Here is a 16,427-nt window from a genome sequence, read left to right as displayed (position 1 = left end):
ACACGGCAGCACAGCCGGTCATGCCATCAGGATCAGGTTCCGCCCCTGCGCCTTGGCCCGGTATAGCGCCGCATCGGCGTCATTGAGCGCACCTGACCATTCCGCACCCTCGCTGACCAGAGCAACGCCCGCCGAAAAGGTGATGGCCCCCATTGGCTCATCCGTGTCACGCAGCTTGAAGGCCCGTTGGCCCAGGTCGCGCCGGGCTGCATCCAGCAACTCCAAGGCCTGCGCTGGCGCCAGTCCCTGCACGATCACCAGGAATTCCTCGCCGCCCCAGCGCCCCACTAGTTGTCCGCCGCAGCTTTCTACCAGGGAAGTTGCGACCATCTTCAGCACCCGGTCCCCAACCGAATGGCCATATCGGTCGTTAACGCGCTTGAAATGATCGACGTCGCAGATCGCGACGACAAAGGAGCACTTTCCACCTTTCAGCCGGTCCATCGCCGTTTCCAGCGCCCGCCGGTTGAGCAGGCCGGTCAACGCGTCCAGATTGGCGTCATGGCGCGCGGTGTCGAGTTCCTGCCTCAGGACCTCCACCTCCCTTGCTGCCGCGGCGAGATCCTGCTCGGCCCGCAATGAACGTTCGATCATGTCGGAAATGACCAGGCCGATGCCAGCGCCGTCCTTGTCCGCCAGCTTTTCGTAACCGATGTTGAGGTCCCGGTTGAAATCCCCGGTCCGTTCCGCCGCGCTGTTCGCGACCTCGGCCAGCCGCAGGAGCTGATGCCGGGTCTGGTTTCTCAGTGCGTCGGCGTTATGGGCTCCACCCTGACCGCCAAAGCTGCCGAGACAGCGCACGAAGATATCGTCCGCCTGCTGCTGGCTCATCCTGATGCCGCCGTCGGTGGCATCGTTGACGGCTTTCGACAACGGCTCGTTCGTACCGCTTTTCAGCACGTAGCCCATTGCGTAATTCTGCGGCGTAGGCGCGAGGCTTTGACGCTGTAAAAACGTCAAGACCTCGTGCGCAACGGCTTGTTGCTCGCGCACCTTGATTCCCCCCGGATTCCCGATTCCCCGCAGGCGAAATAATCTGAATTAAATTGCGTAACAATAATCAATAATAGGAAAGCAGGCGAGCATGGCTGCTCCAGCCTGTCGGGAAATGGTGCTGCCGGCGAGGATTGAACTCGCGACCTCAGCCTTACCAAGGATGCGCTCTACCACTGAGCTACGGCAGCACTTTCACCATCCCGCAAAGCCTTTCGGGCTGCGGAGCCGGGCCTATGGCCGCGTGCGTCCTGCTTGTCAAGGCGGGTTGCGGCCGATGCCCCAATTTGCTTATGGCGCGGCGATGACCAGTGGACAGGACGATCGCAAGGCACGGCTGGCGCAGGCGCTGCGCGACAATTTGCGCCGCCGCAAGGCGCAGGCGCGGGAGGAGGCGGGTCGCGCCACACCGTCACCAGCCAGCCCGAAAAATCAGCCCGACGAATAGGGGCGCGGCGCCGTCACAAGGGCGCGCAGGCCTGCTTCAACCATTCCAGCGCGTCACCTTCCAGCTGCGGCCCGACAATCTCCATCACCTTGGCATGATAGGCATCGACCCACGTCCGTTCGTCCGCCGTCAGTAGTTCCACCGCGATGGCGTTGCGATCGATCGGCGCGAAGGTCTGCGTTTCAAACCCCAGCATCTCCCGCTCGGCTCCGGGCACATCACGCCGCTCGACCAGCACCAGATTTTCGATGCGGATGCCATATTCGCCGGTCTTGTAGTATCCGGGCTCATTGGACAGGATCATGCCCGGTTGCAGCGGTTCGTCGCCGCCGCCGAACGTGGCGATGCGCTGGGGGCCTTCATGCACCGACAGGAAGCTGCCGACGCCATGCCCGGTGCCATGCGCATAATCGAGCCCTTCTGCCCAAAGAAACTGGCGCGCCAGAACATCCAGCTGGCTACCGCGCGTTCCTGTTGGAAACAGCGCGCGGCCAAGCGCGATATGGCCCTTCAGCACCAGCGTGAAGCGCCGCTTCATCTCTTCCGTCGGCGTGCCGATCGCGATGGTCCGCGTCACATCGGTCGTGCCGTCGCGATACTGGCCGCCCGAATCGACCAGATAGAAAGATCCCGGCTCGATGGCTCGGTTGGTCTTCTGCTCGACCCGGTAATGCACGACCGCGCCATTGGGGCCAGCGCCACTGATCGTGTCGAAGGATAGGTCCTCCAACAGCCCGGTCTCCTTGCGGAACCCCTCCAGTCGGGCGGCGGCGGCAAGTTCATCTACCCCGCCCTTGGGCGTTTCGACGGCGATCCAGTGCAGGAAACGTGACAGGGCAGCACCGTCGCGTGCCTGCGCCGCCTTATGCCCGGCGATCTCCACCGGGTTCTTGATCGCCTTGGGCAGCACGGCCGGATCGCGGAGCGGCAATATCGTCGCACCGCCCGCGTCCAGCGCTTCGAAGATTGCCGCCACGGCGCGCTCCGGGTCCGTTGCAACCGTCTTGCCCGCAAACCCTGCCAGCGTCCCGGCAAAGTCCGCGCGCGGATGCACCCGCACCGCATTGCCCAGATGCTGCACGACCGCCTCGTCCATCTTCTCGGGCGCGACATAGAGGTCCGCCGTCGCATCGGCATGCACGATGGCATAGGCCAGCGCGACAGGCGTGCGGGAGACATCCTTGCCCCGGATGTTGAAGGTCCAGGCGATGGAATCCAGCGCCGACAGCACCACCGCGTCCGACTTCTTCGACGTCAACCAGTCGGCCATTGCTTGCCGCTTCTCAGCAGCGCTCTGCCCGGCATAGCGATCCTCATGGACCACCAGCCGCGCATCACTCGGCGCTGGGCGATCGGGCCAGACCGCGTCCACCGGGTTGCTATCCACCGCCACCAGCTCCGCCCCGCGTTCTGCCAGCGCTTCGCTCGCCGCCTTCACCCATGCGCGGGTGTGCAGCCATGGATCATAGCCGATCCGCCCGCCCTCGGGCGCATGGGTGCCGAGCCAGGCCGCGACCGAGGTCTGCGGCACGCTTTCATATTGCCAATGCGCGGCATCGACCTGCTCGCGCACTTGCAGCGTGTAGCGCCCATCGACAAAGATCGCCGCTTCTTCTGGCAGCACCACCGCGCTCCCCGCCGACCCCTGAAAGCCCGTCAGCCAGGCAAGGCGCTGCGCATATTCGCCGACATATTCGCTCATATGCTCATCGGTCAGCGGCACGACAAAGCCGTCCAGCCGCTCGCGCATCAGCTGTTCGCGCAGGGCTTTCAGACGGTCTTCATGGGTCGACATCGCATTTCCTTGATCGAGAACCCTTGCGCAGGGCAGGCTGCCGCCAACATAAGCAGGCCCAGCCGCTTATGCCAGCGCGCTTCCTATACGAGAATCAGGATACTGAATGACCGCCGACAGCACGCCTCCTTCCGCCGCCCGCCGCCCGCACAGCTTCGCCCACCATGGCATCACGGTGGAAGATCCCTGGGCATGGCTGCGCGATCCGGGTTATCCGGACGTGAAGGACAAGGATGTCCTGTCCTATCTTGAGGCGGAAAACGCCTTTTTCGAAAGCGCCATGCAGCCGCACAAGCGGCTGACCGACGCGCTCTTTGCGGAGATGAAGGGCCGTATCAAGGAAGATGACAGCTCCGTTCCGCAAAAGGACGGCGATTATGTCTATTGGCGGGCGTTCGAAACCGGCGCGCAATATCGCAAATGGTATCGTCGCCCGGTCGCTGGCGGCGACGATCAACTGATCCTGGATGAGCCTGCGCTAGCGGAGGGGCATGAATATTTCCGCCTCGGTGCATTGTCCGTCAGCCCGGACGGCCGCTACCTCGCCTACGCTATCGACAATAATGGTTCGGAACGGTTCGAGGCGCGGATCAAGGACCTGTTCACGGGCGAAATCCTGCCCGAAGTCATTCCCGACACCCTGTCCTCGCTCGTCTGGACCAGCGACAGCAAGGGCCTGCTCTACGGCATTGCCAACGACCAATGGCGCACCGACAATACGCGCCTCCATTGGCTGGGCCAGCCGGTGGATAGCGATGTCGAGCTTTTCCATGAGGATGATGAGGGCTTCCGCGTGTCGGTTGGCCTGACCTCCTCGGAAAAATGGATCGTCATCGCCACAGGCGACCATGTCACCACCGAAAGCTGGCTGCTGCCCGCCGATAATCCCTTGGCTCAGCCGCTGCTCGTTTCCGCGCGCAAGCCCGGCCGCGAATATGATGTCGATGAGCATGAAGACACGCTTTACATCCGCACCAATGACACCCATCCCAACTTCCGGCTGGTGAAAGCCTCGCTGGATGCTCCGGACGAATGGTCGGAAGTGATCGCCGCCGATCCGCATTTCTACCTGACCGACTTCACCCTCTTCAAAAACTTCTACGTCACGGAAGGGCGGCAGGACGGGCTCGACCAGATCGAGCTGCGCGATTACGCGACCCACTCGGCCAAGCGGCTTTCCTTCCCGGAGGCGAGCTATTCCGCCTCGCTCGACGACAATCCCGAATATGATGTGACGAAGCTGCGTATCGGCTATGAGTCCATGGTCACGCCGGACACCATCTACGACTATCATCTGGCCACCGGCGAGATGGAAGTGCTGAAGGTCCAGGAAATCCCGTCGGGCTACGACGCGACCCGCTACGCAACCGAACGGGTGACCATCCCCGCGCGTGACGGCACACCCATCCCGGTCTCAATCGTCTATCCCAAGGACTACTCCCGCGATGGCAGCGCGCCGCTCCACCTCTATGGCTACGGCGCCTATGGCATCGCGATGGAACCGGGTTTTTCAACCAGCCGCCTGTCGCTGCTCGACCGGGGCTTTGTGTTCGCGCTCGCCCATATCCGGGGGGGCGATGACCTTGGCCAGCAATGGTATCTGGACGGCAAGCTCGACAAGCGTACCAACACCTTCAACGACTTCGTCGATGTGGCGAAGGGGCTGATCGAGCGCGGCTACACGTCAAAGGGTCGGATCAGCATTTCCGGCGGCTCGGCGGGCGGCGAGTTGATGGGGGCGGTGATCAATAGCGATCCCGACCTATGGGGCGCGGTCGTCGCGCATGTTCCCTTCGTGGACGTACTCAACACGATGCTGGACGAAAGCCTGCCCCTGACGCCCGGCGAATGGCCCGAATGGGGCAATCCGATCGAGGATAAGGCGGCGTTCGAAACGATCCTGTCCTACGATCCCTACAATAATGTGAGGGCGCAATCCTACCCGCCGCTCCTCGTCACCGCCGGTCTCAACGACCCGCGCGTCACCTACTGGGAACCGGCCAAGTGGGTGGCGAAGCTGCGCGCAACCAAAACGGACAACAATGTACTGCTGCTCAAAACCAATATGGGCGCAGGTCATGGCGGTAAATCGGGCCGCTTCGAAAGCCTTCAGGAAACGGCCGAGGAATTCACCTTCATTCTCTGGCAGCTAGGCGTATCTCAATAGCCAATAATCTCTCCCCTCCCTTTTAAGGGAGGGGGCGGGGGAGGGTGCGAGCGTAGCGAGCCAGCAACGGAGCATCAATATAATGTCCTCCACCTACACCACCCGGATCACCGCAGGCCCTCAGCATATCGACATGCTCGGCCATGTGAACAACGCGGTATGGGTGCAGTGGATGGAGCAGGTCGCGACCGAACATTGGACCCGCGATGCCGCGCCGGAACATCTCGATGCCTATGTCTGGGTCGTGACCCGGCACGAGATCGACTATCGCGGCAATGTGCGGGAGGGGGAGACGGTCACCGCCCGCACCTGGATAGCGGAAGCGCCGCGTGGCGCGCGGTTCGACCGGCACATGGAGTTCATCGGCCCGGACGGCAAGGTCAAGGTCAGCGCCAAATCCACCTGGGCGATCATCGACCGGACAAGCGGCCGCATCCTGCGTGTGCCAGCCGATGTTGCCGCGCTTTTTCTGCCAGACTGACGGCAGCTCATCCCTCTCCTGCAACCGCGCATCCGGAACCCGGTTCATTCCGGCACGTTACCCGGCTTTCAACATTCACAGGAGAGAATATGCGTAAATCCGGTTATTCCCTACGCGCTCTTGCGGCCGCTTCGGCGCTTTTCCTCGCGAGCGGTCCCGCGCTCGCAGGCGATGAAGAACAGGCGCTCAAGGCCATCGCGCAGGCGCAGGGCAAGATCGATGCCGCCGCGAAGCTGCAGGCAGGCCAGTTCGACCCGGCTGTTCTCGCGCAGGCCCAGGCTTCGCTCCGTCTCGCTCAGGAAAGGCTGAAGAGTGGCAAGGAGCAGGACGCCATCAAAGCCGCTGTGGAGGCCCAGGGCTTTGCCGACACCGCCATTGGCCAAACCCAGGCGAGCATCAGGACCGATGCACAGGTTCAGGCCTCCACCGCCGCGCCGTCGACGGTGATCGAAAAGACGACGACGACCGTCACAAAGCGCTAACCGCTGAGGGAAGCGGCCTCGCGTCCGGACCGGGGCCGCTTGCTCACCTTCAGGAGAAGATGCCCACCGCGCCTTCCGCCCACAGCAGAATGACGATCATCGATATGGCACCGGCCAACAGGAACCGTTGCCCACGCCCGCTCACGAACCGCCCGCTAAGTTGATAGATTAAAAGAGCGCCGGAGAGCAGCGCCCCCGCCGTAAGGAAATCATGGCCGGTCCAGCGCACCTCGTCGGTGAACTGCATCGCGACCAACGGTACCATCAGGATGATCGCAATCGCCGCCCATGGTGCCAGTCGCCAGCCGCGACCAGCCTCCTTCGTCATATGCCGCATTCTCAACCCGTCCTCATTGAGGCTTCCCTGACAGCGATTCCGTCATCGATCACCGCATCTGAGGGCATTTCCTCCCGCTCTGTTGCCTGACGCGTCCACATCGCGGCATAGAGCCCGTCGGCCCGCACCAGATCAGCATGGCGTCCGCGTTCCACGATCCGTCCCTGATCCAGCACGATGATCTCGTCCGCGTCCACCACGGTGGACAGGCGATGCGCCACTACCAAAGTCGTTCGCTTTCGAGAGATGTTGCGCAACACATCCTGAATTTCCGTTTCCGTGCGGCTGTCGAGCGCGCTTGTCGCTTCGTCCAGCACCAGGACAGGTGGGTCCTTCAACAAGGTGCGGGCAATCGCCACGCGCTGCTTCTCGCCACCGGAGAGCTTCAGCCCCCGCTCGCCCACGCGCGTCTCATAGCCTTGGGGAAGGCGCATGATGAAGTCGTGGATGGAAGCTGCCTTCGCCGCCGCTTCGATCTCCGCCTGCGTCGCGCCCGCCCGGCCATAGCCGATATTATAGCCTACCGTGTCGTTGAACAGCACCATGTCCTGCGGCACGATGCCGATCGCCGCGCGCAGGGATGCCTGCGTGACCTGCGCAATGTCCTGCCCATCGATCAGGATGCGGCCGCCCTGAATGTCATAGAAACGGAACAGCGTACGCGCGATGGTGGACTTACCCGCTCCTGAAGGCCCCACGATCGCCAGCGTCCGTCCAGCGGGCACAGCGAAGCTCACATCATGCAATATCTCGCGATCGGGATCATAGCCGAAGCGCACATGATCGAAGCGCACTTCGCCCGCCCGGACGTTCAGCGCCGGGGCGTTCGGCGCATCGGCGATCTCCGCCTCCGTATCGATCAGCTTGTACATCGCCTCCATGTCGATCACGCCCTGCCGGATCGTCCGGTAAACCATACCCAGCAGATCGAGCGGCCTGAATAGTTGGCTAAGCAACGTGTTAACCAGCACGACGTCGCCAGTGGTGAAGCTGCCCTTGCTCCATCCCCAAACGGTGTAGCCCATCGCGCCCGCCATCATCAGGTTGGTGATCAGCGATTGGCCGATATTCAGCCAGGCAAGGCTGTTTTCCGATTTGACGGCGGCATCGGCGTAACGCCGCATTGCCGTGGAATAGCGCGCCGCCTCGCGACTTTCCGCGCCGAAATATTTGACGGTCTCGAAATTCAGAAGGCTGTCCACCGCATGGGCGACCGCGTTGGTATCCATGTCCACCATGTCGCGGCGCAACTGGTTGCGCCATTCGGTGATGGTGCGGGTAAACCAGATGTAGAGGCCGACCATCGCCAATGTCGCGATGACGAGGCCCGGCCCGAACTTGACGAAGAAGATGACGCAGACCGCCGCCAGTTCCAGCACCGTCGGCGCAATGTTGAACAGCAGGAAATACAGCATCGTGTCGATGCTCTTGGTCCCGCGCTCCACGATCTTGGTGACCGCGCCCGTGCGCCGATCGAGGTGAAAGCGCAGCGACAGGCGGTGAAGATGTTTGAAGACATCATCTGACAGCCGCCGCCCGGCTTCCTGCCCAACCCGCTCGAACACCGCATTGCGCAGATTGTCGAACAGCACGCTCCCAAACCGCGCGCCCGCATAGGCGACGACCAGGGCTACGGCGAGCGCCACGCCCGGTTCCAGACCCGGCGCCATGCGGTCGATCGCGGCCTTGTAGGCGAAAGGCATGGCCAGGCTGATGACCTTTGCCAGCACCACCAGCAACATGGCGATGGCCACGCGCCGCCGTAGCGCCGGGGCGTCGGCAGGCCAAAGATAAGGAAGAAACCGCCGCAGCGTCGCCCAGACGGGCGGGAGGGGGGTGTTGTCGGGCGTCGATGGCGGCATGGGGGCTATGTAGGAGAGCCAAGCCCTGAATGCCACTTATAAGCCCCTCCCTTTCAAGTTCAAACGAGGCACGTGACTCGTTTGAAGGGGAAGGGGTGGGTGCGAGCGCAGCGAGCCTGCACCCTATCCCAGAGGGCGGCACGATTGCTGGCGCAATCGCGGCCCACCCCCGGCCCCTCCCGCCTGCGGGAGGGGGCAGTGTCGCTTAATCCCGCAGCAGCTCGTTGATCCCGGTCTTGGACCGCGTCTGCGCATCCACGCGTTTCACGATCACCGCGCAATACAGGCTCGGCCCCGGCGTGCCATCGGGCAGCGGCTTGCCCGGCAAGGACCCCGGCACGATCACCGAATAGGGCGGCACTTCGCCCATGAAGACTTCGCCCGTAGCGCGATCCACGATCTTGGTCGACTGGCCGATGAACACGCCCATCGACAGCACCGAACCCTTGCCGATGCGCACGCCCTCAACGACTTCCGACCGCGCGCCGATGAAGCAGTCATCCTCGATGATCACCGGATCGGCCTGCAACGGCTCCAGCACACCGCCAATGCCAACGCCACCCGACAGGTGGACATTCTTGCCGATCTGGGCGCAGCTGCCCACCGTCACCCAGGCATCGACCATCGTGCCTTCATCGACGAAGGCGCCGATGTTGACGAAGCTCGGCATCAGGATGACATTTTTGGCGATGTGCGATCCGGCGCGAGCGAAGCTGCCCGGCACCGCGCGCAGCCCGGCAGCGCGAAACGCCCCTTCGTCCCAGCCTGCGAACTTGCTGGGCACCTTGTCCCACCAATGGCCAGCGCCCGGACCATTATCGATCATGACATTGTCGTTGAGGCGGAAGGACAGAAGAACCGCCTTCTTCGCCCACTGATTGACCTGCCAGCCCTCCGCCGTGGGCTCGGCAACGCGCAGCTCACCCTTGTCCAGCATCGCCAGCGCCTTGTCGACCGCCTGGCGGACTTCGCCCTGCGTGGTCAGGCTCACATTGGCCCGGTCCTCCCAGGCGGCGTCGATGGTGGCGATCAGGTCTTGGCTCATGGTCTTGTCCCCAGAATGTCGGCCAAAAATGGCGTCAGATGGTCAGTTTCGAAATCGATAAAGTCCGGATGATGCTCATGATTGCCCGCTTCGGAGCCATTATTCACCCAGATGGTGGACATGCCGATTGCCTTGGCGGGCCGCAGGTTGCGCGCCATATCCTCGAAGAAAGCGGCGCGGCGGGGATCGACCTCATGCACCCGGCACAGCTCGGCATAGCCTGACGGATCGGGCTTGGGCACATATTGGCAGGCATGGATGTCGTGGATCAGCTCGAAAGCCTGGCCAAGACCCAGTCTGTCCAGCACGCGCTGCGCATAATCCGCATCGCCATTGGTGAAGATCAGGCGGCGGCCGGGCAGGGCAGCGATATGCGCATTCAGCGCCTCATCCACCTCCAGTCGATCCATTGAAATATCATGCACATAGTCCAGGAAGGCGCGCGGCTCGATGCCATGATGGTGCATCAGCCCCGATAGCGTCGTGCCATGCTCCATGAAATAGCGCTTTTGCGTGGCCTTTGCGACTTCCGGGTCGCAGCCCAGCAGTCCCTGGATGAACTCGCCCATCTTCACGTCGATCAGCGCGAACAGGTCCGCCTTCGCCGGATACAGCGTATTGTCCAGATCGAAGATCCAGCAATCGACATGATCAAGCTCGGCACGCATGGCCGCGCCCTAGTCCCCCACGATGGCGAGAGCAACCCACTAACCCTTCTCCCCTCGGGGGAGAAGTTGGATGAGGGGGAGAGCTAGGCGCTAGCTCGCCCCTCTCCAGCTACGACTAGGCGCTTCACGCCAAGTCTCCACATCCTCTCCCCTAAAGTAGAGGGGAAAGTCACCCACAGCCCGGCACTTCACTATCCTGATAAAAACTCTGCACAGCCTTCCAGGCATCCTCGGCCGTCTCCACCCAAGTCAGCAGGTTCAAGTCCGAAGGCGAAATCACGCCCTCATCCGCCAGCGCGTCGAAATCCACCACCCGCGTCCAGAATTCCCGCCCGAACAGCAATATCGGGATGGGCTTCATCTTCCCCGTCTGGATCAGCGTCAGCAGCTCAAACATTTCGTCAAACGTGCCAAACCCGCCCGGAAACACAGCCAAAGCCCGCGCCCGCAGCAGGAAGTGCATCTTTCTGAGCGCGAAATAGTGGAACTGAAAGCTCAACTCCGGCGTCACGAATCGATTGGGCGCCTGCTCATGCGGCAGCACGATATTCATGCCGATCGTCTGCGCGCCCACATCCGCCGCGCCGCGATTGGCCGCCTCCATGATCGAAGGGCCGCCGCCCGAACACACCACGAAATGGCGGCATCCCGCCTCATTCACCGGATATTGCGCGGCCATACGCGCCAGCTTGCGCGCTTCTTCATAATAGCGCGCCTTCTTCCCCAGATTCTCCGCGATCCGCCGCTGGTCCGGCGTCGTGGCAGCGTCGATCCGCGCCTGCACCTGTTCGGGCTCCGGGATGCGGCCGATCCATAAAAGACGAAAGTGGATTCGATTCCCGCTTCGTCCATCAGCAACTGCGGCTTCAGCAATTCCAACTGGAACCGCACGGGACGCAAATCCTCGCGGAGCAGGAACTCTGTATCCTGAAAGGCCAGACGGTAGGCGGCGCTGGTGGTTTGCGGGGTGTCCACGCCTTTCTGGGCATCGGCGGCTTCCTGCCGGGCGGGACGGAATTTGCGTTCTTCGATTTCTTTTCTTGTCATTCAACCCAACTTAGGAAGGTCAGCGGCAAAAGCCACCCGCCTTTTTTTGCACTCAGCGGCAAAAGCCACCTCTTCCCCCCATATCGAAATGAAAATGATCATGGTGCGCGACATTATAGTCGGGGCTCAATACCGTGCGGAACCGCTTGCAGGCGCTCGCGCGTACCACCTCCAGAAATTGCCGCGTCTGCCGGTCGCCGTTCCATCCCTGCTCGACGGTAATGCGCCGCCCGTCTGACAGGACAAAGGCTGATACATCTACCGCATTGCTGTGCGCATGTTCGGACAGCCTCCCGCTGCCAGCGATCGGCCGACAATTATAGGTGCCGAACGTCTCGATCCGCTCGATCTCCGCGCCCAGGATCAACCGCGCGGCCGGCTGCACCCCATAGCGCGCCCAGGCCGCGAAATTCGCTGCCAGCCCGCACGTCATCGCGCCCAGATTGGTGGCAGGCACGCCGATGTCGAGTAGCTTGACGCTGCCCATCGCCGAACAGCCGCCGCCGAAATTCTGATCGGGCAGAGGCGTGAACAGCACCGATTGCGATTGCAGCTTCACCAGGCATTGCCGCAATTCCATCGGCGGAGGTGTGGAGGGACGGGCGTTCTTCACCGGCTTGGACGGACGCTCAACCCGCCCGCGCGGGACGAGGTCGCCGCCGCAGGACGCCAGCGCAAAGGACAGCGCCAGCAGGGCCGCCTGACCCAAGCCGCGCTTCGCTACATTCCCCCTTTCCCGCTCTTTCATGATCAACCATTTACCATGTCAATCCGACGCGAGGGTTAACGGCGGCAACGGTTCGTCGCATTCAGACATTCAGCTTGACTCTTCCCCTGCGATCTTTAGGGCGGCGAGCGGGCCACGCGGTCCCAACGCCGCGCGAGCTCTCTGCAAGGAGAAGCGTACATGACTGATGTGACTGCCGCCGACGCCACCATTGCGCCCGCGGCCAAGCCGACGACCAAACCGGCTCGCCCCTATTTCTCTTCCGGTCCCTGCGCCAAGCCTCCGGGCTGGAGCGCCGACAAGCTGAGCGCTGAATCCCTCGGCCGCTCGCACCGCGCCAAGATTGGCAAGACCCGCCTCGCTTACTGCATCGACCTGATGCGCGAGCTGCTCAACCTGCCTGAAACCCACCGCATCGGCATCGTGCCGGGCTCCGACACCGGCGCTTTCGAAATGGCGATGTGGACGATGCTGGGCGCCCGCCCGGTGACGACGCTGGCCTGGGAAAGCTTCGGCGAAGGCTGGGTGACGGACGCCGCCAAGCAGCTGAAGCTCGACCCGACGATCATCCGCGCCGACTATGGCCAGCTGCCCGACCTGAACGGTGTGAACTTCGCTCATGACGTGCTGTTCACCTGGAACGGCACGACCTCTGGCGTGCGCGTGCCGAACGCCGACTGGATCCCCGCCGACCGTGAAGGCCTGACCTTCGCCGACGCCACCAGCGCGGTCTTCGCTTATGAGATCGACTGGACCAAGATCGACGTCGCCACCTTCTCCTGGCAGAAGGTGCTGGGCGGCGAGGGCGGCCATGGCGTCCTGATCCTCGGCCCCCGCGCGGTCGAGCGTCTGGAAACCCACACCCCGTCCTGGCCGCTGCCGAAGGTGTTCCGCCTGATGGCGAAGGGGAAGCTCGCCGAAGGCATCTTCAAGGGCGAGACGATCAACACCCCCTCCATGCTGGCGGTCGAAGACGCGATCTTCGCGCTGGAATGGGGCAAGTCGCTCGGCGGCCTCAACGGCCTGATCGCGCGCAGCAACGCCAATGCGGCGGCGCTGAACAAGCTGGTCGAAGAACGCGACTGGCTCGGCCATCTCGCCGCCGACGAAGCGACCCGCTCGACCACCAGCGTCTGCCTGACCGTCGAAGGCGCGGACGAAGCCCTCATCAAGAGCATGGCTGGCCTGCTCGAAAAGGAAGGCGCGGCCTATGACGTCGCGGGTTACCGCGATGCCCCGGCTGGCCTGCGCATATGGTGCGGCGCGACGGTCGAAACGGCTGACATCGAAGCGCTGGGACCATGGCTCGACTGGGCCTACGCGACCGCCAAGGCTGCTTAAACCCTATTAAAGTCGTCATTCCCGCGAAAGCGGGAACCCATCTCCCGACCGTCCCGCCTGACGCTTCTTATGGGGGATGGGTCCCCGCCTCCGCGGGGATGGCGGACATATTTTCCAAAGGAAACTCAGATGCCCAAGGTACTTATTTCCGACAAGATGGACCCCCGCGCCGCCGCGATCTTCCGCGAACGTGGCTTGGAAGTCGACGTAATCACCGGCCAGACCCCGGACGAACTCAAGGCCATCATCGGCCAATATGACGGCCTCGCCATCCGCAGCTCGACCAAGGTGACCAAGGAAATCCTGGATGCCGCGCCCAACCTCAAGGTCATCGGCCGCGCAGGCATCGGCGTCGACAATGTCGATATCCCCGCCGCCTCGGCCCAGGGCGTGGTCGTCATGAACACCCCGTTCGGCAATTCGATCACCACCGCTGAACATGCCATTGCCCTCATGTTCGCGCTCGCCCGCCAGTTGCCCGAAGCCAACGCCCAGACCCAGCAGGGCCTGTGGCCCAAAAACGGCTTCATGGGCGTGGAAGTCACCGGCAAGACGCTGGGCCTGATCGGCGCGGGCAATATCGGCTCGATCGTCGCCAGCCGCGCGCTCGGCCTCAAAATGAAGGTCGTCGCCTTCGATCCCTTCCTGACCCCGGAACGCGCCGTCGAAATGGGCGTGGAAAAGGCCGATCTCGACACGCTTCTGGCGAAGGCGGACTTCATCACGCTGCACACGCCGCTAACCGACCAGACCCGCAATATCCTCAGCAAGGAAAATCTCGCCAAGACCAAGAAGGGCGTGCGCATCATCAACTGCGCGCGTGGCGGTCTGGTCGATGAAGCCGCGCTCAAGGACGCGATGGATTCGGGCCATGTCGCTGGCGCTGCGCTGGACGTGTTCGTGCAGGAACCGGCCAAGGAATCGCCGCTGTTCGGCACCCCCAACTTCATCTGCACCCCGCATCTGGGCGCATCGACCGACGAAGCACAGGTCAATGTCGCGCTTCAGGTCGCCGAACAGCTTAGCGACTATCTGCTGGACGGCGGCATCACCAATGCGCTGAACGTGCCGAGCCTCTCGGCTGAAGAAGCCCCCAAGCTCAAGCCCTATATGGCGCTTGCGGAAGAACTGGGCAGCCTCGTCGGTCAGCTCGAAGGCGACCGCATCCAGGGCGTCTCCGTCGAGGTCGAAGGCCATGCCGCCGAACTCAACCAGAAGCCGATCACGGCTGCGGTGCTCGCTGGCCTGATGCGCGTCTATTCGGACACGGTGAACATGGTCAACGCGCCCTTTCTCGCGAAGGAACGCGGCCTCGACGTCCGTGAAGTGCGCCACGACCGCGAGGGCGACTATCAGACCCTCGTCCGCGTCACGGTAAAGACCGAAGCAGGTGACAAGTCGGTGGCTGGCACGCTGTTCGGCCACGGTAGCCCGCGCCTTGTCGAGCTGTTCGGCATCAAGGTCGAAGCCGACCTCGAAGGTCACATGCTCTACATCGTCAACCAGGACGCGCCCGGCTTCATCGGCCGTCTCGGCTCGACGCTCGGCGAAGCAGGCGTCAACATCGGCACCTTCCACCTCGGCCGCCGCAGCCAGGGCGGCGAAGCCGTGCTGCTGCTGTCGGTCGACGGCGCGGTCAATGACGATGTGCTGAAGGCTATCTGCAACCTCGCAGGCGTGAAAACGGTAAAGCTGCTGAAGTTCGCCTGAGCTGAACCAAGCTCCGTTCGTTTCGAGCGAAGTCGAGAAACGGTGTCATGCCGCTTCTCGCCAAGCTCGAACCGAACGGAGGCTGGATAATCTGGCCGATCTTGCTAAAGGCCAGCCCCATGTCCACGACAAGCGCCACCATCCCACCCGGCCTCCTTCCCGAAGGACTCTCCGACCGCCTGCCGCCACAGGCCGAAGCCTCCGCGCGCCTCGCGCGCCGCGTGCTCGATACGGTGGCGTCGCACGGCTATGAGCGCGTCATGCCGCCGCTCGCCGAGTTTGAGGAAACGCTGGTCAGCCGCCTTAAATCCATGCGCGCGCAGGACCTCGTCCGTGCCGTCGACCCGGTGTCGCAGCGCAGCCTCGCACTACGCCCCGACATGACCGCCCAGGTCGGCCGCATCGCCGCCACTCGCCTCGCCAGCGCCCCGCGACCGCTCCGCTTGTCCTATGGCGGCCCCGTTATCCGACTGAAGGCCAACCAGCTTCGCCCCGAACGCGAACGCCTGCAAGTCGGCGCCGAACTCATCGGCAGCGATAGTGTCGCCGCCGCCGTCGAGATCGTCAACGTGGCGATCGAGGCGCTCCAGGCCGCAGGCGTCACCGGCATCACGATCGACTTCACCCTGCCGGACCTCATCGACAGCCTCGCCGCCGGTTCGCTCCCCCTCGCTCCCGAAGAGATCGAAGCCGTCCGCGCCGAACTCGACGCCAAGGACGCGGGCGCGCTCGCCGCGATCAGCCCGGCCGCTGCCGCCTACCTCCCGCTCATGGAAGCAACCGGCCCCTTCCACCCCGCGATGGAAAAGCTGGAGGCATTGAACGCCCAGCTCGGCGGCGCGATCGATAGCCGCATCGCGGGCCTGCGCGCCATCGCCAAGCCGATCGGCTGGGACATCACGCTGACCCTCGATCCGACCGAGCGTCACGGTTTCGAATATCAGAACTGGTTCGGCTTCTCGATCTTCGCGGAAGGCTTCATCGGCGAGATCGGCCGGGGCGGCAGCTATGCCATCACCCGCGCGGATGGCTCGGAAGAACCTGCGATCGGTTTCTCCCTCTACCCCGACCCGCTGATCGACGCGGGTTTCGGCGCGGAAGCGCCTCAGCGGCTGTTCCTGCCCCTGCACCATGACGAAAGTTGCGCCGCGCAACTTCGCGGGGAAGGTTGGCAGACCGTCGCCGCCCTCACGGCACAGGAAAATGGCGAGGCACTGCGCTGCACCCATTGGCTGGACGGCGACGAACCGCGCCCCTACTGACTTGACGCATAGGGGGCAGCGCGGCTAACGCGCGCCCCGCATAGGGCGTGATGCGTCCGCTT

14 protein-coding genes, 1 tRNA gene and 1 pseudogene are annotated in these 16,427 nt (G+C 63.3%); 7 read left to right on the top strand and 9 right to left on the bottom strand.

All coding sequences use genetic code 11. From position 1 onward, the window contains the following. Positions 1-18: 18 nt before the first annotated feature. Both ACZ5U1_RS10370 and ACZ5U1_RS10365 read right to left on the bottom strand, forming a co-directional pair. The gene (locus ACZ5U1_RS10370) at positions 19-909 is read right to left on the bottom strand and encodes a GGDEF domain-containing protein (protein ID WP_464778331.1); all 891 of its coding nucleotides are present in this window, start codon (positions 907-909) and stop codon (positions 19-21) included. A gap of 200 nt (positions 910-1,109) precedes the next feature. Continuing rightward, positions 1,110-1,184, bottom strand: a tRNA-Thr gene (locus ACZ5U1_RS10365). Positions 1,185-1,270: 86 nt separating this feature from the next. Between ACZ5U1_RS10365 and ACZ5U1_RS10360 the strand changes: the two genes are divergently transcribed. Then, positions 1,271-1,441: a hypothetical protein gene (locus ACZ5U1_RS10360; protein WP_464778330.1), complete on the top strand. Its 171-nt coding sequence runs from the start codon at positions 1,271-1,273 to the stop codon at positions 1,439-1,441. 13 nt (positions 1,442-1,454) lie between these two features. Here the strand turns inward: ACZ5U1_RS10360 and ACZ5U1_RS10355 are convergent, their stop codons facing one another. Further along, a complete protein-coding gene (locus tag ACZ5U1_RS10355; RefSeq protein WP_464778329.1) occupies positions 1,455-3,236 on the bottom strand; it encodes an aminopeptidase P family protein in 1,782 nt (593 codons plus the stop codon). Between the two features lie 106 nt (positions 3,237-3,342). Between ACZ5U1_RS10355 and ACZ5U1_RS10350 the strand changes: the two genes are divergently transcribed. The 3 genes from ACZ5U1_RS10350 to ACZ5U1_RS10340 all read left to right on the top strand — a co-directional run bounded on the left by ACZ5U1_RS10350 (position 3,343) and on the right by ACZ5U1_RS10340 (position 6,366). Further along, positions 3,343-5,403, top strand: a complete 2,061-nt coding sequence (locus tag ACZ5U1_RS10350; RefSeq protein ID WP_464778328.1) for a S9 family peptidase — start codon at positions 3,343-3,345, stop codon at positions 5,401-5,403. A gap of 82 nt (positions 5,404-5,485) precedes the next feature. Beyond that, the gene (locus tag ACZ5U1_RS10345) at positions 5,486-5,884 is read left to right on the top strand and encodes an acyl-CoA thioesterase (protein WP_464778327.1); all 399 of its coding nucleotides are present in this window, start codon (positions 5,486-5,488) and stop codon (positions 5,882-5,884) included. An 89-nt stretch (positions 5,885-5,973) separates the two neighbouring features. Continuing rightward, positions 5,974-6,366: a hypothetical protein gene (locus ACZ5U1_RS10340; RefSeq protein WP_464778326.1), complete on the top strand. Its 393-nt coding sequence runs from the start codon at positions 5,974-5,976 to the stop codon at positions 6,364-6,366. 49 nt (positions 6,367-6,415) lie between these two features. Here the strand turns inward: ACZ5U1_RS10340 and ACZ5U1_RS10335 are convergent, their stop codons facing one another. The 6 genes and pseudogenes from ACZ5U1_RS10335 to ACZ5U1_RS10310 all read right to left on the bottom strand — a co-directional run bounded on the left by ACZ5U1_RS10335 (position 6,416) and on the right by ACZ5U1_RS10310 (position 12,073). Next, positions 6,416-6,694, bottom strand: a complete 279-nt coding sequence (locus ACZ5U1_RS10335; protein ID WP_464778325.1) for a hypothetical protein — start codon at positions 6,692-6,694, stop codon at positions 6,416-6,418. Positions 6,695-6,705: 11 nt separating this feature from the next. Continuing rightward, positions 6,706-8,565, bottom strand: a complete 1,860-nt coding sequence (locus ACZ5U1_RS10330; protein WP_464780027.1) for an ABCB family ABC transporter ATP-binding protein/permease — start codon at positions 8,563-8,565, stop codon at positions 6,706-6,708. A 205-nt stretch (positions 8,566-8,770) separates the two neighbouring features. Then, entirely contained in the window at positions 8,771-9,610 is an 840-nt protein-coding gene (gene dapD, locus ACZ5U1_RS10325; protein ID WP_196224746.1) for a 2,3,4,5-tetrahydropyridine-2,6-dicarboxylate N-succinyltransferase, read from the bottom strand. Next, the gene (locus tag ACZ5U1_RS10320) at positions 9,607-10,278 is read right to left on the bottom strand and encodes a pyrimidine 5'-nucleotidase (protein ID WP_464778324.1); all 672 of its coding nucleotides are present in this window, start codon (positions 10,276-10,278) and stop codon (positions 9,607-9,609) included. The genes dapD and ACZ5U1_RS10320 overlap by 4 nt, the downstream gene beginning before the upstream one ends. Before the next feature lie 169 nt (positions 10,279-10,447). Next, positions 10,448-11,325: pseudogene (locus ACZ5U1_RS10315) on the bottom strand (LOG family protein). Positions 11,326-11,377: 52 nt separating this feature from the next. Next, a complete protein-coding gene (locus tag ACZ5U1_RS10310) occupies positions 11,378-12,073 on the bottom strand; it encodes an extensin family protein (protein WP_464778323.1) in 696 nt (231 codons plus the stop codon). Between the two features lie 159 nt (positions 12,074-12,232). Between ACZ5U1_RS10310 and ACZ5U1_RS10305 the strand changes: the two genes are divergently transcribed. The 3 genes from ACZ5U1_RS10305 (at position 12,233) to ACZ5U1_RS10295 (ending at position 16,365) form a co-directional block, all read left to right on the top strand. Further along, positions 12,233-13,393 (top strand): phosphoserine transaminase, encoded by a 1,161-nt coding sequence (locus ACZ5U1_RS10305; RefSeq protein WP_464778322.1) that lies wholly within the window; start codon positions 12,233-12,235, stop codon positions 13,391-13,393. Positions 13,394-13,522: 129 nt separating this feature from the next. After that, entirely contained in the window at positions 13,523-15,103 is a 1,581-nt protein-coding gene (serA, locus tag ACZ5U1_RS10300; RefSeq protein WP_464778321.1) for a phosphoglycerate dehydrogenase, read from the top strand. Positions 15,104-15,222: 119 nt separating this feature from the next. Next, on the top strand, positions 15,223-16,365 hold the full coding sequence (locus ACZ5U1_RS10295) for an ATP phosphoribosyltransferase regulatory subunit (protein ID WP_464778320.1): 1,143 nt from the start codon (positions 15,223-15,225) through the stop codon (positions 16,363-16,365). The last annotated feature ends 62 nt before the right edge of the window (positions 16,366-16,427 follow it).

This window comes from Sphingobium sp. TomTYG72, assembly GCF_055394715.1.
This window is presented reverse-complemented; position numbering and strand designations above follow the sequence as displayed.